The organism is Streptomyces aurantiaciflavus, assembly GCF_049808595.1.
GTDB lineage: Bacteria > Actinomycetota > Actinomycetes > Streptomycetales > Streptomycetaceae > Streptomyces.
Map to the genome: position 1 here is coordinate 39941 of NZ_JBNCAQ010000003.1, position 26218 is coordinate 66158.

The 26218-nt window shown below is 74.6% G+C and carries 21 protein-coding genes and 1 pseudogene; 8 read left to right on the forward strand and 14 right to left on the reverse strand.

The window, feature by feature from the left end; genetic code table 11:
- The first annotated feature begins 56 nt into the window (after positions 1-56).
- The 5 genes from ACPT94_RS03660 (at position 57) to ACPT94_RS03680 (ending at position 4718) form a co-directional block, all read left to right on the forward strand.
- A complete protein-coding gene (locus ACPT94_RS03660; protein ID WP_360343168.1) occupies positions 57-569 on the forward strand; it encodes a hypothetical protein in 513 nt (170 codons plus the stop codon).
- A 179-nt stretch (positions 570-748) separates the two neighbouring features.
- Positions 749-952, forward strand: a complete 204-nt coding sequence (locus ACPT94_RS03665) for a hypothetical protein (protein ID WP_425245086.1) — start codon at positions 749-751, stop codon at positions 950-952.
- Positions 953-1123: 171 nt separating this feature from the next.
- Positions 1124-1834, forward strand: coding sequence for a hypothetical protein (locus ACPT94_RS03670; protein ID WP_360343174.1), 711 nt, complete (start codon positions 1124-1126; stop codon positions 1832-1834).
- 96 nt (positions 1835-1930) lie between these two features.
- Positions 1931-4048 carry a histidine kinase gene (locus ACPT94_RS03675; RefSeq protein WP_425245087.1) on the forward strand — a complete coding sequence of 706 codons (2118 nt, stop codon included), beginning with the start codon at positions 1931-1933 and terminating at the stop codon, positions 4046-4048.
- The gene (locus ACPT94_RS03680; RefSeq protein WP_425245088.1) at positions 4038-4718 is read left to right on the forward strand and encodes a response regulator transcription factor; all 681 of its coding nucleotides are present in this window, start codon (positions 4038-4040) and stop codon (positions 4716-4718) included. Before ACPT94_RS03675 ends, ACPT94_RS03680 begins: the two co-directional genes overlap by 11 nt.
- A gap of 114 nt (positions 4719-4832) precedes the next feature.
- Here ACPT94_RS03680 and ACPT94_RS03685 read toward each other — a convergent pair whose 3' ends face one another.
- From ACPT94_RS03685 to ACPT94_RS03725, 9 genes are all read right to left on the reverse strand, one after another.
- Positions 4833-5888 carry a glycoside hydrolase family 5 protein gene (locus ACPT94_RS03685; protein WP_360343183.1) on the reverse strand — a complete coding sequence of 352 codons (1056 nt, stop codon included), beginning with the start codon at positions 5886-5888 and terminating at the stop codon, positions 4833-4835.
- A 656-nt stretch (positions 5889-6544) separates the two neighbouring features.
- Positions 6545-7582 carry a rod shape-determining protein gene (locus ACPT94_RS03690; protein ID WP_425245089.1) on the reverse strand — a complete coding sequence of 346 codons (1038 nt, stop codon included), beginning with the start codon at positions 7580-7582 and terminating at the stop codon, positions 6545-6547.
- Positions 7583-8041: 459 nt separating this feature from the next.
- Positions 8042-11386: an SAV_2336 N-terminal domain-related protein gene (locus tag ACPT94_RS03695; RefSeq protein ID WP_425245090.1), complete on the reverse strand. Its 3345-nt coding sequence runs from the start codon at positions 11384-11386 to the stop codon at positions 8042-8044.
- Positions 11376-12431: an AAA family ATPase gene (locus ACPT94_RS03700; protein ID WP_360343192.1), complete on the reverse strand. Its 1056-nt coding sequence runs from the start codon at positions 12429-12431 to the stop codon at positions 11376-11378. The genes ACPT94_RS03695 and ACPT94_RS03700 overlap by 11 nt, the downstream gene beginning before the upstream one ends.
- Positions 12432-12494: 63 nt before the next feature.
- On the reverse strand, positions 12495-14192 hold the full coding sequence (locus ACPT94_RS03705; protein ID WP_425245091.1) for a VMAP-C domain-containing protein: 1698 nt from the start codon (positions 14190-14192) through the stop codon (positions 12495-12497).
- The gene (locus tag ACPT94_RS03710) at positions 14189-14581 is read right to left on the reverse strand and encodes a CU044_2847 family protein (protein ID WP_360343198.1); all 393 of its coding nucleotides are present in this window, start codon (positions 14579-14581) and stop codon (positions 14189-14191) included. The genes ACPT94_RS03705 and ACPT94_RS03710 overlap by 4 nt, the downstream gene beginning before the upstream one ends.
- 129 nt (positions 14582-14710) lie before the next feature.
- Entirely contained in the window at positions 14711-16042 is a 1332-nt protein-coding gene (locus tag ACPT94_RS03715; protein WP_425245092.1) for a carboxyl transferase domain-containing protein, read from the reverse strand.
- Positions 16039-17484, reverse strand: a complete 1446-nt coding sequence (locus tag ACPT94_RS03720) for an acyl-CoA synthetase (RefSeq protein ID WP_425245093.1) — start codon at positions 17482-17484, stop codon at positions 16039-16041. The genes ACPT94_RS03715 and ACPT94_RS03720 overlap by 4 nt, the downstream gene beginning before the upstream one ends.
- Positions 17485-17639: 155 nt before the next feature.
- Positions 17640-18695: a MerR family transcriptional regulator gene (locus ACPT94_RS03725; RefSeq protein WP_360343207.1), complete on the reverse strand. Its 1056-nt coding sequence runs from the start codon at positions 18693-18695 to the stop codon at positions 17640-17642.
- Positions 18696-18841: 146 nt separating this feature from the next.
- On the opposite strand from ACPT94_RS03725, the gene ACPT94_RS03730 reads away from it, so the two are divergent.
- Positions 18842-19711, forward strand: coding sequence for an ATP-grasp domain-containing protein (locus ACPT94_RS03730; RefSeq protein WP_425245094.1), 870 nt, complete (start codon positions 18842-18844; stop codon positions 19709-19711).
- A 15-nt stretch (positions 19712-19726) separates the two neighbouring features.
- On the opposite strand, the pseudogene ACPT94_RS03735 reads toward ACPT94_RS03730, so the two are convergent.
- Both ACPT94_RS03735 and ACPT94_RS03740 read right to left on the reverse strand, forming a co-directional pair.
- Positions 19727-19966 (reverse strand): annotated as a pseudogene (locus tag ACPT94_RS03735) (dihydrofolate reductase); the annotation flags it as partial.
- A gap of 38 nt (positions 19967-20004) precedes the next feature.
- On the reverse strand, positions 20005-20619 hold the full coding sequence (locus ACPT94_RS03740; RefSeq protein WP_360343213.1) for a hypothetical protein: 615 nt from the start codon (positions 20617-20619) through the stop codon (positions 20005-20007).
- A 211-nt stretch (positions 20620-20830) separates the two neighbouring features.
- Between ACPT94_RS03740 and ACPT94_RS03745 the strand changes: the two genes are divergently transcribed.
- Entirely contained in the window at positions 20831-21604 is a 774-nt protein-coding gene (locus tag ACPT94_RS03745) for an IclR family transcriptional regulator (protein WP_360343216.1), read from the forward strand.
- Positions 21601-22458 (forward strand): SMP-30/gluconolactonase/LRE family protein, encoded by an 858-nt coding sequence (locus tag ACPT94_RS03750; protein ID WP_360343219.1) that lies wholly within the window; start codon positions 21601-21603, stop codon positions 22456-22458. The genes ACPT94_RS03745 and ACPT94_RS03750 overlap by 4 nt, the downstream gene beginning before the upstream one ends.
- 85 nt (positions 22459-22543) lie before the next feature.
- On the opposite strand, the gene ACPT94_RS03755 is transcribed toward ACPT94_RS03750, so the two are convergent.
- The 3 genes from ACPT94_RS03755 to ACPT94_RS03765 all read right to left on the reverse strand — a co-directional run bounded on the left by ACPT94_RS03755 (position 22544) and on the right by ACPT94_RS03765 (position 26130).
- Positions 22544-23377 carry a hypothetical protein gene (locus ACPT94_RS03755; protein WP_360343222.1) on the reverse strand — a complete coding sequence of 278 codons (834 nt, stop codon included), beginning with the start codon at positions 23375-23377 and terminating at the stop codon, positions 22544-22546.
- A gap of 109 nt (positions 23378-23486) precedes the next feature.
- Positions 23487-24893, reverse strand: a complete 1407-nt coding sequence (locus tag ACPT94_RS03760; RefSeq protein WP_360343225.1) for an NAD(P)/FAD-dependent oxidoreductase — start codon at positions 24891-24893, stop codon at positions 23487-23489.
- The gene (locus ACPT94_RS03765; RefSeq protein WP_425245203.1) at positions 24886-26130 is read right to left on the reverse strand and encodes an MAB_1171c family putative transporter; all 1245 of its coding nucleotides are present in this window, start codon (positions 26128-26130) and stop codon (positions 24886-24888) included. The genes ACPT94_RS03760 and ACPT94_RS03765 overlap by 8 nt, the downstream gene beginning before the upstream one ends.
- Between the last annotated feature and the right edge of the window lie 88 nt (positions 26131-26218).

Here is a 26218-nt window from a genome sequence, read left to right on the forward strand (position 1 = left end):
ACTCATATACTCCCCGCCATGAACAACGAGTCGAAAAGCGCGCCTGGAGGGCAGGCATGAGCACAAGGCCGTCCCTGATCCAGGCCGAGCGGGTCGATTGGAACTCCTTGCGGTGCGGGTGCGGCGAGACGGGTGCTCATGTTCCCGAGACCTTCGCCCGCTTGCTGGAGGCCCGCACTCCGGGTGAGATCACGGAGGCGACGCTCGACGGTCACATCAACGTCCAGTCGCTCCTCTTCGAGGTGGCGATCCCGGTGACCTCGCTCATTGTCGCCGCCTTGCAGGAGGACCTTCCCGAGGCCGTGCGTGTGCGGCTGCTCGACGACCTTCTGACCTGCGTCGCGGGAGAGTCCCACTGGACGGAGGTCGAAGCGGGCGCGCCAGAGATCGAGGTCGACTGCCAGATCGCGGCCCGCGAGGCCATCTGGACGCTGTATCAGGAATACGCGACCGGTCACGCGATGCCGGCGAGGTACATCCTGGAAGCGGTGGACCCTGATCAGGAGCGGTTTTCCCATTTCGACGCCAAGCTGATCAGCCGCATCCAGAAGAGGGCGAAGCGCCACTGATTCCTCATGCCGTTCGTCAGGGCGCGAGAGCGATGGGCGGCGTGAGTCGAATGCATTCTGTGGAACGGCTGCGTCAGTGAAAGAAAATTCCGGTGCGGAGAGAACTGGCGGCCGAGGTCTACGCCGGCGCGGGCACCTGACATTCGTCTGAAGAGCTACTGAGCGAGAGGTCCGAAGCGATGGCGTATCTGGTCATGGGATTCCTGGGGGTGTATGCCGGCCTCAGGGCCCTCGGGCTGCGTCGGCGACAACTGAGTGCGACCACCGGGCCGTCCCCGCAGCTGATCCTGCGGCCGACGTTCCTCGGCGTCCTCGCCGGGATCGCCCTCGCGGGCGGAGTCTTCCTGCTGCTGGGTGGAGTCCTCGTCCTGGTCCAGGGCTGAGCGCCGGCGGGCGGGAACCGAGCCCGTACGGAGAAGCTCGTCGTGTCCCGCCCGGCGGAACGGGACACCGGTCCCATGCGGCCGGGACGCCGGGCGCGTCAGGGTGGTCCTGTCCACAGGCAGTACTGCTTCGGCAGCACCGCTTCGGCAGTACCACTTCACGGGGGAACCATGTCCATTCCGCTCTCCGACCCGACCACAGCCGGCCACCCCGCCGTCCCCGAGCCGCCGCGCGCGGTCAGCGAGGGCCGAGGCTGGGCCTGGGGAGGCATCGGCACCGCGCTCGGCGGGCTCGTCGTGTTCCTCGCGGCGGGGCCGCTGTGGCCGTACGACGACTCCGACATCATCGACAACGCGCGGATGGTGGCGCGACTCGACGACTCCGCGCGGGGCTGGGTCTTCGTCACCCAGCTGGCGTTCACCGCGGCCGCCCTGGGCGCCGTGCTCTTCGGGGCCGGGCTGCGGCGCCGGCTCGAACGGCAGTGCCCGGCGGGCAGTCTCGTGCCCACGACCGCGTATCTGGGCATGCTCCTGGTCGGGGTGATGAACCTGGTCGGCGCCGGGATGGGCACCGAGGTGTTCCACAACCTGCGGATGGCCGACAAGACCGACCCGGACACGATCGTCGGCGAACTCGCCCAGCTCGGCACGTACGGCTGGCTGTGGTCGGGGCTGGTGCTCACCGCCGCCGCGCTCGCCGTCGCGGCGTTCCGGCAGGGCGCGGTGAGCCGCTGGATCGGCGTCGTCAGCCTGATCTTCGGCTTCCTGGCGCTGGTCACCCAGCTGCTGCCGTTCCAGTACATGGCGCTGTTCGTGGGGGTGCCGTATCTGCTGGTGCTGGGCTGCGCGTTCGCCTTCGGCCGCGGGCCCGCGCTCGACTGAACGTCGTACGCAGGGGGGAGACGTTCGTCGTAGGGGTGGCGCAGTGACGACCGCGCCGCAGTGACAACCCGCGAGACCCGCTGCGAGGCTGGCCCTGTGGGGGGAACAGGCGCGACGGCCCGGTGGGGCACAGACGGCGGGGGCCATCCGGTCCCCGCCGTCGGCGTGCTCGTCGTCACCTGGGGGCTCGCGGTGGCCGCCCTGACCCTGATGGGCCTGGCGGGCGCGCCCTGGGACTCCACCCAGTGGTACTTCGTCGTCGACACGGCCGACGCGCTCGTGTACGGGCTGGTCGCGGCCGTCGTACTGAGCCGGCGCCGGCACCCGGTGGCCTGGCTGGTGGCGCTGACCGCGCTCGGCGGGGGCGTCGCGGCGGTCACCGCGCAGCTGGTCGTGCTGCGGGCGAAGGACGCCGGGCCCGACGCGCTGCCGCCCACCTGGTCGATCCTGCAGGGCACGGCCTGGGTGCCGGGGACGCTCGCGCTCGTCCTGATCGTGCCGTACCTGGTGTCGGAGCGGGCCGCCTCGCGGGCGGTGCGGGCCGCGATCGGCGGCGGGATCCTGCTGATCGTGGGCCTGCTGGCGGTCCGGCTGACCGATCCCTGGCCGTGGCCCGAGGCCGCCGGGTCGTACGCGCCGCTGCCGGTGCGCGACGCCGACTGGGCGCGGCAGGTGGAGCCGGTGCAGCGGACGCTGATCGGGGCGGTCGTCGTGCTGGGGCTGGGCGCCGCGGCCCACGCCGCCCGCCGCCGGTGGCGGGAACCGGCGGCGCGGGGCCTCGGCTGGCTGGCGATCGGAACGGCGCTCGTCGCGGTGACCTTCCTGCCGCTGGTCGTGTGGGAGGACGGCGCGCCGGCGTCGCTGGAGCTCTTCACCCCGTTGACGCACCTCGCCTCGCAGGCCTTCTTCCCGGCCGCCGTCCTCGTCGCGGTCCTGCGTCAGCGGCTGTGGGGCATCGATCTCGTGGTCAGCCGGGCGCTGGTGTGGTGGCTGCTCACCGGGACGATCGTCGCCGGGTACTTCGGGACGGTCGCCGTGCTGGGGCTGCTGCTGCCCGGCGAGGGAGCCCTGGGCCGGGTGCTGGCGACCGCCGCGACCGCGGCCGGGATCCAGCCCGCCCGCGGCTGGCTGCAGCGGCGCGTGGACCGGCTCGTGCACGGGGAGGCGGCCGCCGGTGCGATCGGCAGGGTCGGCCGTCACCTGGGCAGCGCGGCCGGACCGCAGGAGGCGCTCACCGGCATGGCGGAGAGCATGGCCGCCTCCTTCAACCTCGGGTCGGTGCGGGTGCTGGACGAGGACGGCGAGACCCTGGCCGCCCTCGGTGACCCCGCCGGCGCGCAGCCGGTGACCGTCCCGCTGGTGGTGCGTCAGCGCGCCGCCGGCACCCTGGTGGTGACCGCGCGGCCCGGCGAACGGCTCGACCGGCGCGCCCGCACCGCCCTCGACGAGGTCGCCCCGATCGTGGCGACCGCCGTGCACCTCGCCGCCGTCACCCGGGCGCTGCGCGAGTCCCGCGGCCGGCTCGCCGCGGCCCGCGACGACGAGCGCCGCGCCCTGCGCCGGGAACTCCACGACCAGCTGGGCCCCGCGCTGGCCGGCATCGGCCTCGGCCTCGCCGCCGCCCGCAACCTGCTCCCCGACGACTCGCCCGCGGGGCCCCTGCTGACCCGTCTGCGCGCCGAGGTCGACGCCCGCGTCGACGAAGTCCGCGTCCTCGCACGGGGGTTGGTGCCCCCGGTCCTCGCCGAGCTGGGCCTGGTCCCGGCCGTTCGCGAACTCGTCATGCGGTACGAGGCGGACGGGCTCCAGGTCGTCGTACACGCCGACGCAGAGGGCGCCGGCGCCGAGGGTCCTGGGGCTGCCGTGCGGGACGTGCCGCAGGAGGTCGCGGGCGCCGTGTACGCCGTCGTCGCCGAGGCGTTGCGCAACGTCTCGCGGCACGCGCGGGCCCGGACCTGCACGGTGACCCTGGCCGGTCTCGCCCCCGGTACGGGGCCGCGGCTGACGGTGAGCGTCGAGGACGACGGCCGCGGGATGGGTCCGGGCGTCCGGGCCGGAGTCGGCACCCAGTCGCTGCGGGAACGCGCCGAGACCCTCGGCGGCACGGTCACCTGGCAGCCGGGGGAGGGCGGCCGGGGCACCCGGGTCGTGCTCGACGTGCCTCTGGCGGGGGACGGCGAGCGGGAGGAAGAGGTGATTCGTCGTGTCCTGTGAGGTGGACGAGGGCGGGGCGGTGCGGATCGTCGTCGTGGACGACCACCCCGTGTTCCGGATGGGGATGGCCGCGCTGCTCGGCTCGTTGCCGGGGCTGGCGGTGGTGGCCGAGGCCGAGGACCTGGAGTCGGCCGTGGCCGCGGTGCGGGCGCACGGGCCCGACGTGGTCGTCATGGACCTGCACCTGGGCGACCGTACGCCCTCCGGGGTGGAGGCCACCCGGGAGATCCTGCGGCTGCGGCCCGGTACCGCCGTCCTCGTGGTCACCATGCTGGACGACGACGACTCGGTCTTCGCGTCCATGCGGGCCGGGGCCCGCGGCTACCTCCTCAAGGGCGCGGCGCCCGCCGAGATCGAGCGGGCGGTGCGCGCGGTCGCGAACGGCGAGGTGATCCTCGGTCCCGCGGTCGCCTCCCGCGCCGTGGCCCATCTGACGGGACTGCGGTCGGCGGGCGCCGGGCCCGTGGCCCTGCCCGAACTGACCGCACGGGAACGCGAGGTCCTCGACCTGGTGGCCCGGGGGCTGGACAACCTGGCGATCTCGCGCCGGCTCGTCCTCAGCCCCAAGACGGTCCGCAACCACCTGTCCAACATCCTCACCAAGCTCCGGACGCCGACCCGGGCGGAGGCCATCGTCCGGGCGCGGCAGGCGGGGCTGGGGGAGGGCTGAGGCGGGGGGCGGGGTGAGGTGGGGGCTGAGGTGGGGGGAGGAGAAGGGGCGTTGAAGGCAGACGCCCGGAGGGCTCCGCCCCGGAAGGAAGTGCGGGGCGGAGCCTTCGGTACGTCAGGGCTGCTGGACGGGCTTGCCGCGTCCCCAGGCCCAGGCGAGGCGGTCGGCGCCGGACTGGTTGGTCGTGGCCAGCCACGGGCGGGCCGGGTTGCCGGTCAGGGTCTGCAGGGAGTACGTGTCGTCCGTGCGCAGGCCCGGCCAGTAGACGGAGCCCATCTTCAGCTCGCGGAAGGTGTCGGTGACCGCCTGGATGAAGTTGATGTAGTTGTTGTCGGGCGTCGCCTTGTTGTAGTCGAGGCCGGTCGTCATCGGGGCGCCGAACTCGTCCGCCACGGTCCGGTTGGCGCAGTCGCCGATGCGTACCTTCAGGTCGGCCACCCACTGGTCGTAGGTGGCGTACTCCTTCCAGAAGCCGTAGTGGTGGAGGGAGAGGTAGGTGCCCTTCAGGCGCGGGTCGGCGCAGACGGTGGTGACGTGGTCGTTGTAACCGGCGCCGCTGACGAAGACCCGGTTGCGGGGGACCGAGGGGTAGGTGGCCAGCCACTTCGCCGCGATGTCCGCCCACTCGGCGTCGGTGTAGCCGTGGGGCTCGTTCATCGGCTCGAAGTAGACGTGCTTGTCGTTCTTGTACGCCTTGACGACCGTGTCCCACATGGGCCAGTAGGTGGCGGTGTCGTCGATGAAGCCGTCCTTGCGGGGGCCCGTGCCCTCCCAGTAGGACAGGATGATCTTGAAGCCCTTGGCCGACGCGGCGTCGATGACCCCGCGGTACGACTTCCAGTACGAGCCGTTGACCGTGTACGGGTTGATGGGCAGGCGGACGGTGTTGGCGCCGAGGTTGGCGCGGAACGCCGAGATCACCCGGCTCGCCTTGGTGTAGGTCTGGGCGTAGGTGTCGGAGAGGGACAGCCCCGACAGGACGACGGGGTCGTCGGCGAAGTTGTCGCGGGGGTCGGCCCAGTTGACGCCCCGGAACTGGGTCGTGTCGGTGGCCGGCGCGGCCGTGGCGGGGCCGGCGAGGGTGGTGGTGCCCGCCCCGGCGATCAGGAGCGCGACGAGGGCGGCTCGGAGGCGGGGGGTGCGGCGGGGGCCGGCGGGGGTTCTGCGCATCGGCTTTGCCTTTCGGGGATCCTCATGTTCGCGTGAACATCGACCCTTGGGGTGGCTGATGTTTACGCAAACATCGCGGCGCCGGAATCGTGGCATCCGCCACAGTGATCGTCAAGGGGTACGGGTCCTGCAGGGGCTCCGCCCCTGCGGCCCCGCCTAGGGGCTCCGCCCCTTTGACCCCGCCTAGGGGCTCTGCCCCTTTGACCCCGGCGAGGGGCTCTGTCCCTGCGACCTCGGCGAGGGGCTCTGTCCCTGCGACCTCGGCGAGGGGCTCTGTCCCTTTGACCCCGGCGAGGGGCTCAGTCCCTGCGACCCCGGCCAGGGGCTCTGCCCCTTTGACCCCGCTTAGGGGCTCTGCCCCTGTGACCCTGGCCAGGGGCTCTGCCCCTGTGACTCCGTCCAAGTTGCTCTGCCCGTTCGGTCCCGCCTGAGGCTCAGCCCCTGTGAGCCCGCCCTGGGGCTCTGCCTCTTCGACCCTGGCCACGGGCTCTATCCCTTCGGTCCCGCCTGGGGCTCGGCCCCTATGACCCCGGCCAGGGGGCTCTGCCCCTTTGACCCCGGCCAGGGGCTCCGCCCCCTGCACCCCGGGGGGTTCGCCCGCCCGCCCGAATCGGTGGGCTGGGAAGTGGGGGCCTTGAGGCTGGTTTGGTGGGGTGTCAGGTGGCCAGGGGGTTCAGGGTCAGTGGGGCGATTCTGCCCTCCAGCATCGCGCCCAGGCCCTGGGCGGCGCAGATGTCGGGTCGGTCGGCGATGTGGACCGGCATGCCGGTGGCCTGGCGGAGCATCTGGTCGAACCCGGGGAGCAGCGCGGAGCCCCCGACCATCATGATCCCGCGGTCGGCGAGGTCGGCCACCAGATCCGGCGGGCAGTCCCGCAGCACCCGTCCGATGCCGTCGAGCACCGCGGTCAGCGGCGTCTCGATCGCGTCCCGTACGGCCGCGGTGTCGACCTGCACGGAACGGGCGAGGCCGGTGGCGACGTCCCTCCCGTGGATCTCCGTGGAGGCCGGCCCGTGGGCGGTGAGGCCGTTGCCGGACAGGGCCAGCTGCAGCGGTCGTACCGACTGGCTCGGGAGCATCAACTCGTGTTCGTGACGCAGGTGCTGGACGATCGCGTGGTCCACGGCCTCGCCGCCGACGGGGATGCGCTCGGCGGCCACGAGGGAGCCGAGCGAGAGGACGGCGACCTGGGTGGCGGCCGCGCCGCACACCAGGATCATGGTGGCCTCCGGCTGCTCCACGGGCAGCCCGCAGCCGACGGCGGCCGCGATGAGCGTCTCGACGAGCTCCACGCGCCGGGCGCCGAGACCGACGAGCGTCTCGATGGTCGCGCGCTGGGCGAGCGGGCCGGCGTCGTGCGGGGTGCAGGCCGCGGCGCGCAGGAACGGCTTGCGGCGCAGCTGGCGGCGCATCTTGTCGCCGAGCAGGTGCCGCAGCATGCGCTGCGCCATCTCGATGTCGACGACCGTGCCGCCGGAGACCGGGCGCACCACCCGGATGTAGTGGGGGGTGCGGCCCGTCATCTTCTCGGCCAGCTCGCCGACCGCGATCAGCGCGCCGGTCCGCGTGTTCACGGCGGCGGCGGAGGGCTGGTCGACGACGAGTCCCGCCCCCTTGACGTACACCCGGGTCCTCGCCGCGCCCAGGTCGACGGCGAAGTGGCAGCGGCGCAGCTGCTCCAGACTGACGGTCATGGCAGGTCCTCCCGAGAGCGCAGACCGTGGCGACCGCCGGGCGGGCGGGCCTTCTTTCCGTGGGCCGCCGGGCGGTGGCCTCCTTACGCATCGTGCGGGGGCGGGAAGGCGGGCGCTCGCTGGAGGGGGCCGGGCGGGGTGCCGCCGAATGGGCGGTTCGGACCCCACACCCCCTGTGTGTTCCGGATGAAGAGCCCCGCGGGTGCTAGAGGGACTGTCCGGCGGATGCGTATACGGCGCCCCGCTTGGGGCTACGGCGCTCTCGGAGCTACGGCGCTTTCGGGGCTAAGGGCTGGGGCGCCCTCGGGGCTGGCGCTGGGGCCTCTGGCCTGTGGCTTGTTGCCCCCGGCCCGTGAGCCCGTGGGCCTGGGGTCGGGCCCGTCGGCCGGGCAGGTGGGCGTTCCCCGTGTGCGGGAGGCGTGACGCCCCGCGTCTGTGGCGTGATCCGGCGGACAGAGGTCACAGAGCCCGCGCCGCCTCCAGTACGGGTGCCAGTGACCGTACGGTCACCTCGCAGCCCGCCTCCCGCAGTTCCTGTTCGACGGTCGGGTTACGGGCGAGGCCGATGAACTCCAGCCCGATCCGCTGGGCGGCGGTCAGTTCCGCCACCGAGGAGCCGATCAGCACGGCCGGCGCGTCCGGCGAGGGCAGGGCGCGCAGCAGGCAGTCCGGGTGCGGGGTGAGGAGCGCCAGGTCCTCGCCCCGCCCGTGGATCCCGGCCAGCGGCAGCCGGTACGGCTCCACGTACCGGTGCACGGCCTGCTCGCACACGTCCGTCACCACGGCCACCCGCCGCCCCGCCGCGTGCAGCGCGCGCACCAGGGCCACGGAGTTGTGGGTGGTCGGCGCGTCGGGTACGGCTTCCAGCTCCAGCGCGTCCAGCCGCTGCCGCAGCAGGGGCCCGAGCGGGTCGCGGGCGAAGATCCGCAGCACGTCCAGCGGATGCACGACCGACTCCCGGGCCGCGGCGACCGCCAGGGGGCGGCCCGTCGGCGCGTCCTGCGGGTCCCGGTGCTCCGCGGCCAGCGCCAGCAGCTCCAGCGCCGCCGCCCGCGCGGTCGCCGCCGTGTACAGGCGGGTCAGCGGGCCGTCGAAGCCGAGCAGTACGGTCTCGGCCCCGACGAGCAGACCGGCCGGCGTCGGCTCGCCGGCCGACTCGGCGACCACGCGCGCCGCGTGGGCGTCCCGCTGCGGCGGCTCGGGCGCCGGCGCCCACTCCGGCGCCAGCCGCACCTCGCACGTCACCGCGAGCCCCGGCACCGGCCATTTCCCCACCTGTGTGTTGACCGCGCGCTGCGCGCCGGCCGCCCGGCGCAGGGAGTGGTGCCGGGTGATCCGGGGCGCGGTCTCCCTCAGGTGCGCCGACAGCCGCTCGGAGACCCGCGCCACCTCCGCCCGCACGAACGCCACCGGATCGGCGACCCGCCAGGACAACTCGGCCACGGCCAGGAAGTCGCCCTTGCTGGAACTCGGCAGGGACAGCTGGTGGACGGCGTGCTGCGGGGTGAGGTCGACCTCGTAGTAGGTGGTGAGCCGAGGCGGTCGTTTGCCGTGCGGCTGGGCGGGGTTGAGGAGGGTCAGCGGCCCGTCGGCCTGCGTGTGCACGACGGCGACCCGGCCGGGCGCCGGTATGCCCAGCTGCCTCAGGTCCCGCGTGATGAACGGCCCCCTTACCAGGTCCCGTTCCTCGTCCTCGGCGCGGGGCGCGGGCAGCGGGCAGTACCAGGCGAGCGGCGGGGAGGCGGGGTCGTCGCCGTACAGCGGGCGGAACCGGTGGGGGCCGGAGGCGGCGGAGCTGTCGGCGAAGGCCTCGTAGAGGGACGGGGGGACGAGGACCAGGATGGGAGCCGTCCCTTCGGCGGGGAACAGGGGGAGCGGGGGCGCGGCCGGTGGCTGGTGGAACGTGACCCGCAGGCGCGGCGGGGTCAGATCGCCGAGGGGCCCGGGGAGCCAGCGCAGGGCGGCGGCGAGGACGGGGAGGAGGTAGGCGTCGGGGTCGATGCGGACGCGGTAGCCGTCGGGGCGTACCTGCACCTCGTACTGCTGGGGAGCGAGAGCGCCGCGGTCGAGGACCTGGTGCACCGCGTATTCGAGGGAGATACGGGCCTCGGGGCGGGCGCCGAGATCGATGTCGGTCTCGAAGAGGAGGGTGGGCTGCGGGTGGGGGGTGCTCGGGGCCGCTCCCTGCTCGCCTCCGGCGTCCGTTCCCTCTGCGCCTCCTCCGCCCAGCCGCCGTACCGTCTCCGCGCTCACCGTCGCGAACGCCGGGCCGCCGCCCGAGCCGTCGCCGTCGGCCGTCGCGGCGCGGAACTCGCCCGCCGCCAGTCCCGCCCGTTCGTCGATCAATCCGCCCACTCGCTCCAGGAGTTCACGGGTACGCCCCCGCGCGGTCCGCGGCAGTGTGCGCAGGAGCAGGTCGCGGACTCCGGGGCGGAAGGCGTAGGAGCCGGGTGGGCCGGGGACGGCGGTGAGCATGCCGCTGAGGATCACCTCGGCCAGGTGCTGCGGGCGGGGATCGTGGTCCACGGCGCGTTGGACGAGGCGCATCACCGGGACGGAGGGGACGGCCAGGGCCAGATGGCCGGCGAGGCGGAAGGCCTCCGGGGAGGCGGTGGCGCGGAAGCGCAGGACGAGGTCCCGGGCGGGCAGCGACGCGGGGTCGGGCGCCGGGTCGGCCGGAGCCGGCGCACCGGGCTTCGGCAGGAGCCAGGCCGCCGCTCCCGGGGCGTGCCCGCCGCCCGGCGTGGCCAGCAGCGTCGCCCAGTGGGCGAGCCAGCCGGCGCCTGGTTCCAGGACGGGGAGGGGGACGGCGGCGGGGTCGGGGCGGGTGGCGTCGGGGTCGTAGGGGGTGAAGGCGAGGGTGGTGGGCGGGGCGGCCGCGGTGGGGGCGGCGAGCATGCCCGGTGCGGCCGGCAGGGCCGTCGTCTGCCACAGGTGTTCCGGCAGCGGCTGGACGACGGCCAGCGGCATCCGGGCCGCCCAGCGGCGCAGGGTGCCGTACCAGCGGTCGCCCGCCGGGCCGGGGCGCCACTGCGGGCCCATGCAGTCGCTGACGACGAGGGTGACGGTCCGGCCGTCCGCCGGGTCGGGGACGTGCCGGGCGTGGCCGTCGGGTCCGGCCGGGTGCAGGGTGACCGTGCGGAAGATGCCCGACTGGGCGAGGACGGTGTGCAGTTCACGGACGAGGGGCCGCCAGACCGGCATGGTGGGGCCGGTGTCGTGCACGAGGTTGAGGCGCAGCCAGCGGTCCCGTGCCGGGCGCAGCACCGGCAGCCACACGTCCGGATGCGCCCCGAGCCGCGCGATGCGGTCGGCCGTGGCCCGCTCGTCCAGGAGCCGCGCCCGCGCCGCCGGCACCGTGCGCTTCAGCGGGCGCAGGGCGCGCTGGAGGGCGAGGGGGTGGGGGAGCATCGGGGGCGCGGGGGCCAGCAGGGGTGTGCCGCCGCCGCTCGGTGGGCCCGGTGGTCGCGGGGCAGGCGCCGGGGTGGGGAGGTGCAGGGGGACGCGATCGGTGGACGGGGGCTGAGGGGACGGCGGTTCGGCCTCGGGCGGGCCGGGGTCGGGGCCGTCGGGCCGGTGAGGCGGGGGAGTGGGGGCCGGCGTGGAGGCGTGGTCCGGCGGAGACGTGGACGCCGTCGGCGTCGTACCCTCCGCGTCCTCCCGTCCGGCCTCCAACCGCCCCGCCAGCCACAGCACTTCCGCCAGCTCCAGCGGGGTTGGCGCGGTCCGTCCGGCGGCGGTCAGGAGTGCGGCCAGTCTGCTGACGGCCGTACTGCCGTCCTCCGGTGTCCCCTCAGAAGCCATCGCCGTCCGCCGTGGCGCTCAGGTACGGCATCAGCTCGTCGGCCAGGGCGTCGCGGGACTCCGCGTCCAGGCCGGCGACGCCGGTGAGGTAGAGGGCGTTGAGGAGCTGGTCGGTGGCGAGTTCGCCGTCGGCGGCGCGGGTGAGGAAGCGGTCGATGAGGTGGTCCGCCTCGCCCGGCGGGGTGTCGAGATGGGCGCGGACGATCTCGGTGAGCTGCTCGCGGTCGGGGCGGCGCAGCTGGAGGCGGACGCAGCGGCGCAGGAAGGCGGGCGGGAACTCGCGCTCGCCGTTGCTGGTCAGCACCACGAACGGGAAGGCGCGGCAGCGGACCCGGCCGCGGGCGACGGTGACCGGTGTGTCGGTGCCGTCGGTGAGGACCTCGGCGGTGGCGCCGTCGGCCGAGTGGCGGGCGGCGCGCATCAGCTCGGGGATCTCGTACTGGCCCTCCTCCAGGACGTTCAGCAGGTCGTTGGGGAGGTCGAGGTCGCTCTTGTCGATCTCGTCGACGAGGAGGACACGGGGGCGTGTGTAGGGGAGGAGTGCGGTGCCGAGGGGGCCGAGGCGCAGGTGGTCCTCGACGCCCCCGCCCTCGGGGACGCCGGAACCGGGTGCGCCGGGTGTGCCGTCCCCGGCGCGCCACGCCGCCTGCCGGGCCGCGTACAGCCGGGACAGCGGGTCGTACTGGTAGAGGCCGTCGGACAGGGTGGAGCGGCTGGTGATGTTCCAGCGCAGGACCGGGCCCAGCCGCAGCTCGCGCGCCACCGCGTACGCCAGGGAGGACTTGCCGGTGCCGGGCGGGCCGGTGACCAGCAGCGGGCGGCGCAGGACGAGCGCGGCGTTGACGAGCTGCACGCTCTCCGGGGTGGCCACGTAGGTGCGGGCGCGGTGCACACGGTCGGGGGAGACGGCCGCCTCGTCGTCGCCGTCACGGGGCGCGGGCAGGACGGGCTCGCCGTCGAACGCCCGCCAGGGCGGCGGGGCGGGCAGCCGGTCGACGCCGTCGTGCGGCTCGCTGTTGCCGGTGTAGACGGACCAGTGCGGCATGGGGGGTCTCTCCGTGCGACGAACTCGGGGTGAAGGGAGGGCGGGGTGGGGGCGGGGCCGGGGTCAGGCCACGGGCGACCGGGCGTGCGCGGGGGTGCCGCCGTGCGGGTCGGTGAAGACGCGCGGGTCGTCCCAGAGCAGCTGGATGTCCCGCGCCCAGTGGCCTTCCTCGGCGTCGGCCTCCTCGCGCAGGGCCAGGATCCGGCGGGGGAGTTCGGCGGGCGGGACACCGGACACGCTCGCGTCGAGCTCGTCCAGGAACGTCTTGCCCGGACACCCGTCGCCGCCCGCGCAGGACTCCTCCGGCCCGCCGACGCAGCCGGCCCGGGACCACACCACCACCGGGGCGGGCGCGGTGAGCGAGGTGTCGAAGTGGGGGCGGGTACGGGCCGTGGCCGGGGCGGTGGCGAACCCGGCGAGACAGGCGTCGGGCTTGCGCAGCCGTACGCGCAGCCGGGCGGGCTCCTCGGCGGCGCCGCACTCGACGCGGTGCACGCGCGCGCCCGGCAGGGAGTCGAGCCGCTTCCAGACGCGGGTCAGCTGGTGCCGGGCGCCGGCCCGGCGGCGCGCCTGGTCGGTGACGACGAGCGGGTACACACAGCCGAGCGGGGTGTCGTCGTCGGGCGCGCTCGCCCAGCGGTCGACGGGCAGGTCGATCCAGTCGCGGGGCAGCGCGAACGCGATCAACTCGTCGGAGCCGGGCGTCAGATGGCGGAAGGCGGCCTCGATGCGGTCCTGCACGTAGGCGCTCAGCCGGGCCTTCGGGACGGTGTCGGAGCCGACCGGGTGCCGGCGTCCCCCGCTGTAGGCGGACACCTCGACGAGGACCTGGCCGTCGCCCGCGCCGCTGTGCTGGAGGTCGACGAGGATGGGCGACCAGTCGGGGGCGGCGGCCGGTTCGGCGGGCGCCCGGAACAGGGCCTCCACGTGCTCGGTGAAACGGGCGACGGTGCCGGCCGCGTCCTCGCCGTCGATCTCGCACAGCACGAACAGGGCGGCCGAGCGCAGCGAGTCGAAGCCCTCCTGCGGCGGATCCGGGTCGAACGGGCCGGCGGCGGCGCGGTAGAGCCGTACGGGGTCGCAGTCCAGGCCCGCGCGGACGGCCCGCTCGACGAGGTCGCGCAGCCGGGCGCGGTCGGCGGTGCGATGGTCGGAGGTGGGGACGATGCTCGCGAGGTCGGGCCAGTAGCGGGCCATGACCTCGGTGGGCATCATCCGCCCGTTGCGCACTCCCTGCGCGCCCGCGGCCGCCGTGACCATGCCGACGACCTCGCCGGTGTCGACGAGGGTGACGGCGGCCCCGCTGAACCCGGGGGCGAGCGGCTGCCCGTCCGGCGCCCAGGCCTCCAGCTGCAGCCACTCACGGCTGATCAACTGCGGTGCGGTGACGCGGTATTCGGCGAGCGTGCCCTCGTCGAAGCCGAGCGGGAACCCGTACACGACGAGCTTGCGCGGTGGCCGGCCGTGCGCCGCGTCGACGGGCGCGAGTGCGGCCGGGGCGATCGGGACCTCGTCCGCGAGTTCCAGTACGGCGAGGTCGCCGAGGTCGGTGGGGCCGCCGGCCCAGCCGCCCTCGGCGACGATCCGCGCCGGGACGGGAGCGGAGCCGGGGCGCTCGGTGAAGGTCACCGTCAGCGCGTCCGCCGGGCCCTCGTGCACGACGTGCGCGCAGGTCAGGACCTTGCGCGGGGTGACCAGGAAGCCCGCCCCGACGACCTGGCCGGCGCTTTCGATCCGGGCGTGCCACTCGGCGCTCTTCATGAGGCGGCGGACGGCTCCGAGGCGGACGGCTCCGGCGCGGGCGGCTCCGGGGTGGACGGTTCCGGCGCGGCGGAGGAGGGCGACCAGCTCAGTTTCACCACGAGATGGCCCTCCGCGCTGCCCTTGGCGATGATCGCGCCCGTCTCGGCCGCCAGCTTCACCCCGAACTCGATCTCCACCCCGTCGGGCCGCAGCGCGCCGTCCCGGAAGACCCGAAGCGCCGACTCCGCCGCCGAGCGCACCCCTTCCAGGGCGCCCTCGAAGGTGCGGGCCGCCTGGACCGTACCGTCACCGCGGGCCACCAGCCGGGATCCGGGCCGCTGTTCCTCGACGGCCTCGACGGCGACCACGGCGCCGTCGCCCGTCCTGAACTCCACCACTCCTGCCACGGCGCCCCCGTAGTACCCGTCGTCCCGCGTCCTGCGGCTGTGTGCACCGCCATTGTTACGGACGGTACTCGGGATTGTCCTGTTCCCGCTGCCGCCGGAAGCCGGGACGGGCGGAAACCGGCCACCTGGTCAGTCGTCTGTCCGGATCACGCCCATCTCCGCCAGGTCCTGCGGCCGGATCCGCAGCTGGTCCGCGGTCGCCTCCACCTCCTGCGGGGGCCGCTTGAGGATGGCCGCGGCCGACTCCGGCGCTATCACGGAGAAGTAGCTGTCCGGGGTGGCCCAGGTCCGCCCGGGCGCGGCCAGTGCCAGCGCGCCCCCGGAACCGCCCTCGCCGATCACCAGCGTGGTGACCGGCGTACGGGCGGTGGCCACCGCGCCGAACAGCTCGGCGATCGCCGCGCCCGCCCCCTGCCGTTCCGCCTCGGCGTCGTTGGCCGCGCCCGGGGTGTCCACCAGGGTCAGCACGGGTGTCCGGAGCCGGTCCGCGAGCCGGATCAGCCGGGTGGCCGTGCGGTATCCGGCGGGCCGGGTCGCGGCTCCCGTCTGCGCCGCGTACGCGACCGTACGGCCCTCGTGCTCGCCGAAGCCGCAGAGCATGCCGTCCGGATCGGCGCCGCCGCAGCGGTCGCCGCTGATCGCGAGGCGGTGGGTGAAGTAGGCGTCCAGGTAGTGCTCCGCCCGGGGCCGTCGGGACGACCGGGCACGCCGCACGGCGTCCCAGCCGGAGTCGGGCAGGTCCGTCGCGCCGAGGGCCCGCGGCACCGGCGCCGGTTCGCCCGACGGGTGGGTCAGCAGCCGCAGCCACCGGCCCAGCGTCTCCCGCAGCCGCTCCGGCGCCACGACCGCGTCCGCCGACCCCGCCGCGACCTGCGCCTCGGCCGTGTAGGCGGCCGGGTCGGCGTCGGGGGGCCGCACCCGCGACCCCGCGAAGCCGACCTGGGCGCCGGGCAGCGCGAGGACCACGTCGGCGCCCGCGCCCAGGGTGGCCCAGCCGCCGCCGGTCGTCGGATCCCGCAGTACGGCGATCTGCGGCAGCCCGGCCTCCCGGGTGAGCGCCGACTGCCGTGCCACCCGCTGGAGTTGGCTGAGGGCGAGCATGCCCTCCTGCATCCGGCTGCCGCCCGTGGCGACCAACGGGACGACGGGGAGCCGGTGTGCACGGGCGTACGTGTACGCCGCCTCCAGGCGGTCGCCGGTGCGTTCGCCCAGCGAGCCGCCCAGGAAGCCGAACTCGAACGCGATCAGCACGGCCCGGGTGCCCTCGACGCTCGCGGTGCCGCAGACGACGGACTCCGTCTCGCCGGTGCGCTCGGCGGCGCGCCCCCGCGAGGCGTCGTAGCCCGGCCAGGCGAGCGGTCCGTCGGGCGCCGACTCCCTCTCGCCGTAGGGGAGTTCGGCGAAGGAGTCGGTGACGAGGGCGACGGCCTCCCGGGCGCCGAGCCGCGCGGGGCCGCTCACGAGGGCAGCGCCCGCTTCATGATCTTCCCCATGTCGTTGCGGGGCAGGGAGTCCAGATATCGCACGACCCGGGGCCGCTTGTGCGGGGCGAGCCGCCGGGCCACATGGTCGGCCAACTCGCCCTCGCTCGGGGGTACTCGGGGATCCGCCGGAACCACCCATGCCACGATCCGCTCCCCGAGGTCCGCGTCCGGCTCCCCGGTGACGGCGGCCTCCCGCACCCCCGGATGCTCCAGCAGCGCGTTCTCGATCTCCCCGGCGCCGATCTTGTACCCGCCGCTCTTGATCAGGTCGGTCGCCTTCCGCCCCACGATCCGGACGTACCCGTCCGGCTCGCGCACCGCCATGTCCCCGGTCCGGAACCAGCCGTCGGCGGTGAAGGCGGCCGCGGTCGCGTCGGGCCGGTTGAGGTACTCGGTGAACAGGTTCGGCCCGCGCACCTGGATCTCGCCCACGGTCTCCCCGTCGTACGAGGTGATCGGCGCACCGTCCTCCTCCACCAGCCGCAGCTCCACCCCCGGCAGGGGCACGCCCACCGTCCCGGCCCTGGGCTCCCCGTCCGCCCGCACGCTGGTGTTCATCAACGTCTCCGTCATGCCGTACCGCTCGATCACCCGCTGCCCGGTCGCGGCCGTGATCCGCTCGTGGTCGTGCACGGGCAGCGCGGCGGAACCGGAGACGAGCAGCCGGGCCCGGCCGAGCGCCTTGGCCAGCCCGGGGTCGTCGGGGAGCGTCTGCGCGATCCGGTGGTACATCGTCGGCACGCCGAAGAGCATGGTCGCTCCCTCGCTCAGCTCCCGCACCACGCCCTCGGTGCTGAAGCGGCCCAGGTGCCGCACGGATCCGCCGCGGCGCAGGGGGCCCAGGACGCCCAACACCAGCCCGTGCACATGGAACAGCGGCAGCCCGTGCACGAGCACGTCGTCCTGCGTCCACTGCCAGGCGTCGGCGAGCGCGTCCAGGGTGGAGGCGATCGCCCGGCGGGGGATGACCGCGCCCTTGGGCGGGCCGGTGGTGCCGGAGGTGTAGACGATCAGGGCGGGGTCCTCGTCCGGGGCGTGGTCGGCGGGGAGCCGTCCGGTGCCGTGCACGTCGACCTCGACGCGCGGCAAGGCCCCCACCGGGGCCGGGACTTCGACGCCCGCCTCGGTCAGCACCACCGTGGGCGCGCTGTCGGACAGGATGTGCCCGAGCTCCTTCTCCCCCGACTTCGGGTTGAGGGGCACCACCGGCACCCCTGCCTGCAGGGCCGCCACGACGGCCACGGCGGTCTCCAGGGTGGGCGTCGCCCAGACGGCGACCCGGCCGCCGCCGACCGGAAGCCGCCCCGCCAGGGAGCCCGCCGCGGCGGCGAGTTCCGCGTACGTCAGGGACCGGTCGCCGAACCGGAGGGCGGTGCGCCCCGCCGGGCCGCCCGTCAGGGCCGGGAAGAGTGAGGACACGCGTCGTACTCCTTGACTGACTGTCGCTGCCTGTTGCCGTCCACCGGTCTACCCGCAGCCGGGTACGACCACCACCGGCGACACCACCGCGACCAGGATCCCCCGTGGATCACACCTGCCGGAAGAAACGCTCGCGAGGAACGCTCGCGGTCGCCTCAGACCTCCACGAGGTCCGCCACCACACAGCTGACGTTGTCCGGGCCGCCGGCCGTGTTCGCCTCGGCGACCAGGGCGAGGACCGCCTCGTCGGGGGCCGGGGCCGAGACGAGGAGGGCGCGGATGCGGTCGTCCGGGACGACACCCGACAGGCCGTCGGAGCACAGCAGGTAGCGGTCGCCGGGGTGGGCGTCGTGCAGACGGAGGTCGGGGGGCGCGCAGGCGCCGCCCGTCAGAGCCTTCAGGAGCAGGGTGCGCTGCGGGTGGGCGGTGGCCTCCTCGGCCGTGAGCCGGCCCTCGTCGATCATCGACTGGACGACCGTGTGGTCGTGGGTGACGCGGAAGAGGGCCCGGTCGCGCAGCAGGTACGCGCGGGAGTCCCCGATATGGACCAGGGCGAGCCGGGAGCCCGTCCACAGCAGGGCCGTCAGGGTCGTGCCGACCTCGTCGGTGCCGTTCGCCACGTCCCGCACCGCGTCGTTCGCGCCGCGCACGGCGTCGTCCAGGACGTTGAGGACGTCGCCGGCCGGCACGTCCTGCGTGTCCAGGAACCTGAGGGCCTCCACGGCCGCGCTGCTCGCCGGCGCGCCCGCCGGGCCGAAGCCGTCCGCGACCGCGAGCAGCCGGCTGCCCGCGTACGCCGTGTCCTGGTTCTCCGGGCGGACCCGGCCCCGGTCCGAGTGGGCGAAGTAGCGCAGTTCCAGCATGGTGGTGTCCTTCCTCGGTGCTGCCGTCAACTGGTCCACGAGGAACGCGGCGAGGTCACGCCGTACGGCCGTCTCCGTCTCGACCTGCGCCCAGTAGGCGCGGATCTCCCGGGCGGCGGCGGCCGGTTCGAGGGCGCACACCTCACGGATCCGGGCGAGCGGCATCCCGAGCCGCCGCAGCCACGCCACCAGCCGCGCCTGCTCCAGCTGCCCGGCCGTGTAGTAGCGGTACCCGGTGTCCGGGTCGACCCGCGCGGGGCGCAGCAGCTCCAGCTCGTCGTAGAGCCGCAGTGCCTTCGGTGACAGCCGGCACGCCTTCGCGAAGGCGCCGATCGTCAGCCACTGCATGACAGGTCCCCGTGCATGCCGTCCCCTTCCGTTCCTCGCCACCGATGCTGGGGCTTCACCGAAGGGGAAGGTCAAACGGGTTGCCGTGGTTGCGGCCGCGGCCGTTAGCCTGCCGGGACACGCGCCGTACGAGAAGGAGCCCCGCCGTGCCCCGAATAGCCCTCGTCACCTACGACCCCCGGCCGGAGCCCAGCAAGGACGACGACCTCCCGGTGCTGGTGCGGGCGCTGGAGGAGGCCGGGGCCGAGGCGGAGGCCGTGTTCTGGGACGACGCCGGCGTCGACTGGGCCTCCTACGACCTGGCCGTCATCCGCTCGACCTGGGACTACAGCTGGCGGGCGGCCGAGTTCACGGCGTGGGCGCACAAGTGCGGTACGGCGACGCGGCTGGCGAACCCGGCGGAGGTGGTGCGCTGGAACGCCGACAAGCGCTACCTCGGTGAGCTCGCCGCGGCCGGCGTGCCCGTCGTCCCCACCCGCTACCTCGCCCCCGGCGACGTCCCCGACCTCCCGGCCGACCACGAGTACGTCGTCAAGCCCACCTCCGGCGCGGGCGCCCGCTACGCCGCCCGCTACACCCCCAGGCAGCACGAGACCGCCGTACGCCATCTCGCGCGCCTGCACGAGGAGGGGCTGACGGCGATGGTCCAGCCGTACGTGCGGGCCATAGACACCGGCGGGGAGCGCGCCCTGCAGTTCTTCGGGGGACGCCTGCTGCACGCCAGCCGCAAGCGGGCCGTGCTGTCCCCGGGCACCGCCTTCGACGCGGACAAGGTCGCCCACCCGGGCCTGGAGCCCTGGACCCCGACACCGGCCGAACTCGCCGTCGCGGAGCGCGCGTTGGCCGCCGTGCCGGACGCGCCCGAGCTGCTGTACGCCCGTGTCGACCTCGTCGACGGCGACGACGGCGAGCCGCGGGTGATGGAACTGGAACTGGTCGAGCCGAACCTCTTCCTGTTCCTGCACCCGGACTCGGTGCCGCGGGTGGCGGAGGCGATCCTGACCGCCGCCGGCTGAGGCCCCGCCGCGCTGCCGGCGGACCCGGAACAGCAGGTGCAACACCTGGTCGCCCTGCATCACGCGGTGCGGGTCCTCCAGCAGGTGCTGGGCGTCGGCCGAACCGAAGAACCGCTTGCCCGAGCCGAAGACCACCGGCACGACGTCCATGGCCACCTCGTCCACCAGCCCCAGGGCGAACGCCTGGCCACCGACGTCCCCCGCCGCCACGGCGACGGCGCGTCAGCCCGCGAGCCCCTCGGCCCTGGCGATCGCCCGGGCACCCCGACCCAGCGGAAGCAGTTCGCAACCCCTCATCCCGGACCGCCCGACCGGCCCGGGCCGACGACCGCCGTCCGCTGCAACAGCCCCCAGGTGAACTCCGCCACCACCTCCCACCGCGCCCCCTGCCCGTCCGGCGCGGTGAAGGTCAGGCCCCATCGGGTGGGGGCCGTGCCCTCCAGGGGCCAGGTCGGGGCGAAGGCGCGGGCGGCCTCGTCGACGGTGCAGGACCAGGGGGTGAGGTCGTCGAGGGTGCGCAGGGGCGGGGGCTCCGCTCCCGGGGCACGGACGAGCCATTCGTTCCAGACGGCGCCGTTCGGGGCGAGGAGCACCTCGAAGCGGAGGTCGGGCCAGAGGGGGAGCGGCCAGAGCAGGGCCTCGCAGTCGAGGTCGCCGACACGGCGGGGCGACCGGGCCTCGGGGGCGCCGAGGACGGAACGGTACCGGGAGGCGGCGGCCCGAGCACGCGGCGAGCGCACCATCGCCTGCCACCGCTTGTTGGCCTCCCGCATCTCCCCCAGCGAGACACCCAGCTCACGCCGGGCGTCCTCGACCAGCTCCGGATTGTGGTCGGCCATGCGGCGCAGCAGCACGAGCTGGAAGTCGAGGGCGGTGAAGGGACCGGCGGGGCGCTTCTCGGACGGCATGGACCCCATCGTCGCCGAGATGGTCGCCGAGATGGCTTCCCGGTGCGCCTCCAGCGGGACGTTCCGCCCTCCCGGACGGTCCGCTGCCCGTTCCGCGCACGTCATGACCATTGCCCGGGCATGGCTCTGTGGCTAGCCTGTGTTCGTCATGCCGATCGCCTGTTGAAATCTCGAACACAGGCACTGAGACGACCAAGGGAGGGGGCCGGCCGTGGGACGACTCGTACCTGCCGTGACCCGGGCTCTCGATATTCTCGAGCTCTTCCTCGACGGGGACGGGACGCTCTCCGCCCCCGACATCGTGCGCAAGCTCCAGCTGCCGCGCACCACGGTGCACGAGCTGGTGACGACGCTCGCCGCCCGGTCGTACATCGTCCCCGTGTCCGGACAGCCCGGACGCTACCGCCTCGGTGTGCGTCCGTACCAGCTCGGCAGCCGGTACGCCGAGCACCTCGACCTCGCGGCCGAGGGCCAGCAGGTGGCCCGTTCCGTCGCCGAGACCTGTGACGAGACGGTCCACGTGGCCATCCTGGAGGGCACGGACGTCATCTACATCGCCAAGGTCGACTCCACGCACGCGGTGCGCATGGTGTCGGCCGCCGGCCGTCGCCTCCCGGCGCACTGCACGTCCGTCGGCAAGATGCTGCTGGCCTCCCTCCCCGAGTCCGAGCTGACCGCCCGCATCCCCGACGACGCGGACCTCGTCCGGATGACTCCCAACAGCATCACCGACCCGGCCGCCCTGCGCGAGGCCCTCGCGGAGATCCGGCAGCGGGGCGTCGCGGTGGAGAACCGCGAGTCGAACCCCGACGTCAGCTGTGTGGCGGCCCCGGTCCGCGACCGGACCGGGCAGGTCGTGGCCGCCATGTCCATCTCGGTGCCCATGATCCGCTGGAGCGACGACCGCCGCGCCGAGCTGGAGCAGCTCGCCGCCAAGGGCGCCGCCGAACTGTCCGAGCTGCTGGGTTACCGGAGTGTGGCATGACGACGTACTCGACGACGTACGAGGTGGCGGTCCGCGCGGAGGCCACCCTCGGCGAGGGCCCGACCTGGGACCCGGCGACCGGCCGCCTGCTCTGGCTCGACATCCTGGGCGCCCGCCTGAACACCTACGACCCCTCCACCGGCCACCGCACGGTCCGGGTCACCGACCAGCACGTCGGCGCCGCCAAGCCGCGCGCGGGCGGCGGCCTGGTCCTCAACCTCCGCGACGGGGTGGGACTCCTGGACGTGGACGGCGGCTTCCGCTGGCTCCACCACGAGCCCGTGCCCGGCCGCCGCGCCAACGACGCCGCCATCGCCCCCGACGGCTCCCTGTGGGCCGGCACCATGCGCTACGACGAGGCCCCCGGCGGCGGCACCCTCTCCCGGCTCACCGCGGACGGCTCCGTGGAGGTCGTCCTCGACGACGTCGCCGTGAGCAACGGCACGGGCTGGAGCCCGGACGGCCGGCTCATGTACTACATCGACTCCCCGACCCGCCGCGTCGACGTCTTCGACCACGCGGACGGCCACGTCACCGGCCGCCGCCCCTTCGTCGAGATCGAGGACGGCGCCGGCTTCCCCGACGGCCTGACGGTCGACGCGGACGGATGCGTGTGGGTGGCCCTGTGGGACGGGGGAGCGGTACGGCGCTACACGCCGGAAGGCCGACTGGACCGGGTGATCCAGCTTCCGACCCCCCGTGTGACGGCCTGCGCCTTCGGCGGCCCCGACCTGACCGACCTGTACATCACCACGGCCCGCGTGGGCCTGGAGACCCCCCACCCCGTGGCGGGCTCCCTGCTGGTGGTCCCGGACGCGGGGAAGGGACTGGCCCAGCCGGCGTTCGAGGGCTGACCGGAGTCGCCCCCGGGTGGGGGCGGGTCGCGCGGTACAGCACTGACGGACCGCCCCCTCCCCGGGGCGCCCGCCTCGCTGACGACTAGCTTTCCCTGCGGTTCAGCAGGTCCGCGTAGCCGCGCGCCTGTTCGGAGGCGTTGCGGTGCCAGTCGGACTGGACGCGGTGCTCCTCCGCCAGGGAGGGCTCGGCGGTGACGAGTTGGTCGTAGAGGGCGGCGATCTCCGCGTGCACCGCCGCTATGGCGAGCCGGTTGGCGCGCACCGCGTCCGCGTGCCCCCGGTGGGCGTCGATCACCAGGGGGTCGCCGCCGACGGGCGAGGCCGCGGGGCCCCGGGCATGCAGGGCGCCGTACTCCTCGTTGAGCCGCGTGGCCTCCGCGTCCAGGTCGGTACGGCGGGTGTGCAGAGCCGAGCCGCGGGCACGCAGGCTGGCCTCGTACGCGTGGGAGCCGGGGAAACGGACCGCGTCCAGGCCCGAGGTGACGGCGTGCGGTCGGTCGGGGCGCAGCCTGGCGTACCGGGCGTCGGCCTCGGCCGCCACCTCGAGCGTCCTCAGATGCGGCGGCAGCGCGCTGCGCCCGATGGCCGCCCAGGCGTGGACGTCGCTGTACCACTTCTCGTGGGCGGACTGCCGGGTCATGCCGGCCGCCTCGCCGATCTCGTGCCACGAGGTACCGCGTTCTCGCTCGGCGACCACCGCCTCACGTACCACGTCCTCCATACGGCGCTGCAGCCGCAGAGCGGTGCGGAGGAGATCCCCCGGCGCGGGGTCCGGCTCCACCGGCACCGCGTCGAGGACGGCGTCGGCCAGTTGACGGAGCGTGAGGGCCAGCGCGACGCGGGACTCGTCGCGGGGAGACAGCCTGTGGAGCTCGGCCGCGGCCGGCGTGGAGGAGGCGTCTGCAGCATGGGTCATTTTGTCAGGCTATCCCTGACATCCGGCCCTCGGGCGGGGACATCCGCGCTCACGGCATCCGCGCTCACGACATCCCTGCTTCTGGCATCCGTGCTCACGGCGGGCCGCCTCACCCCGCCAACCCCGCCGCCTTCCGCTCCTCCGCGGTCAACGGCGGTCCGCTCAGCGCCGGCTTCAGCGGGCCCACCGCCGCCGCGAGCAGCACCGACGGGGACAGCAGCACCTCCGCACCCCGCTCCAGGGACGTCACGTCCGTCACGCGCCGAGCGATCCTGCCGTTCCCGGTGGCCGTGTGCATCAGCCGGTCCACGTACGCGGCCAGCAGCCGGTCCCGCAGGCCGGGCCCGTTCTCCGTCGCGCCGGGGTAGAACACGTCCTGCCCGATCGCCAGGTCCCAGGCCGCGTTCACCGGCCGGGCCACCGCCTTCTGGATACGGCGCGACAGCCGCGCCGAGCCCAGGCCGTGACGCCTCGTCACGTCCCGCAGCAGCAACGCGCTCTGCGCCGCCACCGCCAAGCCGTGACCGTAGACCGGGTTGAACGCGGCGAGCGCGTCGCCGAGGACGGTGAAGTTCTCGGGCCACGCGGGCATCCGCTCGTAGAAGTGACGGCGGTTGACGGTCGTACGGGTGAAGGACACCTCGGACAACGGCTCGGCGTAGGTGAGGAGTTCGCCGATGAGCGGGTGCCGCAGCTCTTCGCGGGCGAAGCGGGCGAAGTCGTCGCCGGCGGTGGTGGGTTCGCCGCCGCGGGTGCCGGTGAGGGTGACGATCCAGCGGCCGTTCTCGATCGGCAGGAGGAAGCCCGACCGGCCGGGACCACCGGCCCGCGGGTCGAGCTGCACGTTGACGACGGGGAAGCCGGACCGGGCGTCCTCGGGGGCGAGGTAGAGCCGGCTGGCGTACGCCAGCCCGGAGTCGACCTCGCGCCGTTCCGCGGCCGGCAGCCCGAGAGCCGTCAGCCAGCGGGCCGCACCGGAGCCGCGCCCGGTGGCGTCGACGACCATGCCGGCCGCGACCACCCGTTCCTCCCCGCCCCGTACGCGCACCCGCACCCCGGTGACCGCCGCGGCCGTGCCCTCCAGCCCGACCGCCTCCGCGTCCCCGAGCACCTCCACCCGCTCGTCCGCGAGGACCCGCGCGCGAATCGTCGCGTCCAGCAGGTCCCGCCCGGCGAGGATCACATGGTGGGACTCGGCCCAGCGCCGGAACCAGCCCTGCGGCGACAGGGCGACGACGTCCGTCGTGACCGGCGCCCGACGCGCCCCGGCGTCCCGCAGCGCCTCGGTGACGCCCGGCAGCAGCTCCTCCACGGCCCGCACCCCGCCCGACCACAGCATGTGGGCGTGGCGCGCCTGCGGCAGCCCCTTGCGGGGCTCCGCCCCGTCGGGCAGCACGTCGCGCTCCACGACGACGACCCGGTCGACGAACTCGGCGAGGGCACGCGCCGCGAGCATGCCCGTGTGGGATCCCCCCAGGACGACGGCGGTTCTGGCGGGGTTGGAGGGTTCAGTCATGCGTGGACACGCTCTCTGCCGGGGCGGCCGCGCGGGCGCGTACCGCGGTGATGTCGTCGGGGCGGCTGAGGACCTCGGAGACGGCCTGGATCTCCCGCAGCAGGTAGGTGGTGTCCGGCTCGGACGGCTTGGACGGCTCGGACGGCGCGCCCGGCCCGGCCGGGACGCCGGACGCGGAACCGGCGGCGCCCTCGGTCTCCGCGGCCCGCCGCCCGGCGTCGACGGCGTCCACGATGGTCACGGCGGCCGCGAGGGCCTGCGCCCGCCCGCGGTCGTGGCCGAGCGCGAGCGCCGCCTCGTACGCCCGTCCGCGCAGGTCCTCGTCGAGGTGACGGGAGAGCTGGAGCAGCGCGTCGCGGATGAAGGTCTCGCGGCGGATCAGACGCATCTCGGGGGTGGCGCGCAGGGCGAACGGCTCGCGGCCGCCGGTCACGTCGCCCATCAGCCGGGACAGGGGCTTCAGGCTCCGGTGCCGCCGCCGGACCAGCCACCGCTCCTGCAGGTACTGGCCGGCGTGCGGCACGATGAAGCCGATCGCGACGAGGGTGGCGGCGATGCAGGCGGCCGAGGGCGCGAGGTTGGTGTTCAGCCAGTCCAGGTCGTGCCCGGTCCACCGGGCGACGACGGCCGTGAGCTTGGCCGCGCCGAACAGCAGGTTCGTCGCGTACCCGACCCCGAGGAACCGCAGCCCCCAGCGCAGCCAGGCGTCCAGGCCGTCGGTGCGGATCCAGTTCCAGATGAGCCGGGCCGTGACGGAGCAGGCCACGGTGTGCGCGAGCAGATAGAGGAGGATGCCCTCGCGCGCGAACGGCGTGGCGGCGTAGTACGTGTCGTAGTCCTGGATCTGTTCCACGGGGACGTCGGCGAGCGCGAAGAGCACCCACAGCGCGACGACCACGGCCGCGTAGACGGAGACCACCCACCGGGTCGCGCGCCGGGTCTGCGCCGAGCGCTCGGTGCCGCCGTTGCGCCAGGCGATGATCAGCAGCAGCCAGGACGCGGAGAGCGCGGTGAGCAGGGAGTACACCCAGGGCGCCGCGATGTTCGGTACGCCGGTGACCCGGTTGGTCCAGGCGATGGTGCTGGGCGCCGCGAAGACGAACACCGCGCAGGCGAACACCAGCAGTCCGCCGACGGCGCGCAGCAGCGGGTCCCGCCACAGCTTGAGGATGCTGGGCAGTTTGATCGCCAGGGCGGCGGTCAGGACCACGGTCGGCAGCCAGAAGGAGACGTACATCCCGCTGAGGAGGTTGCTCGCCACCGCCCAACTCTCCGCCGCCACGGATCCGTTGCTCCCCGGCACCGCGAACCCGCTGCTCCCCAGA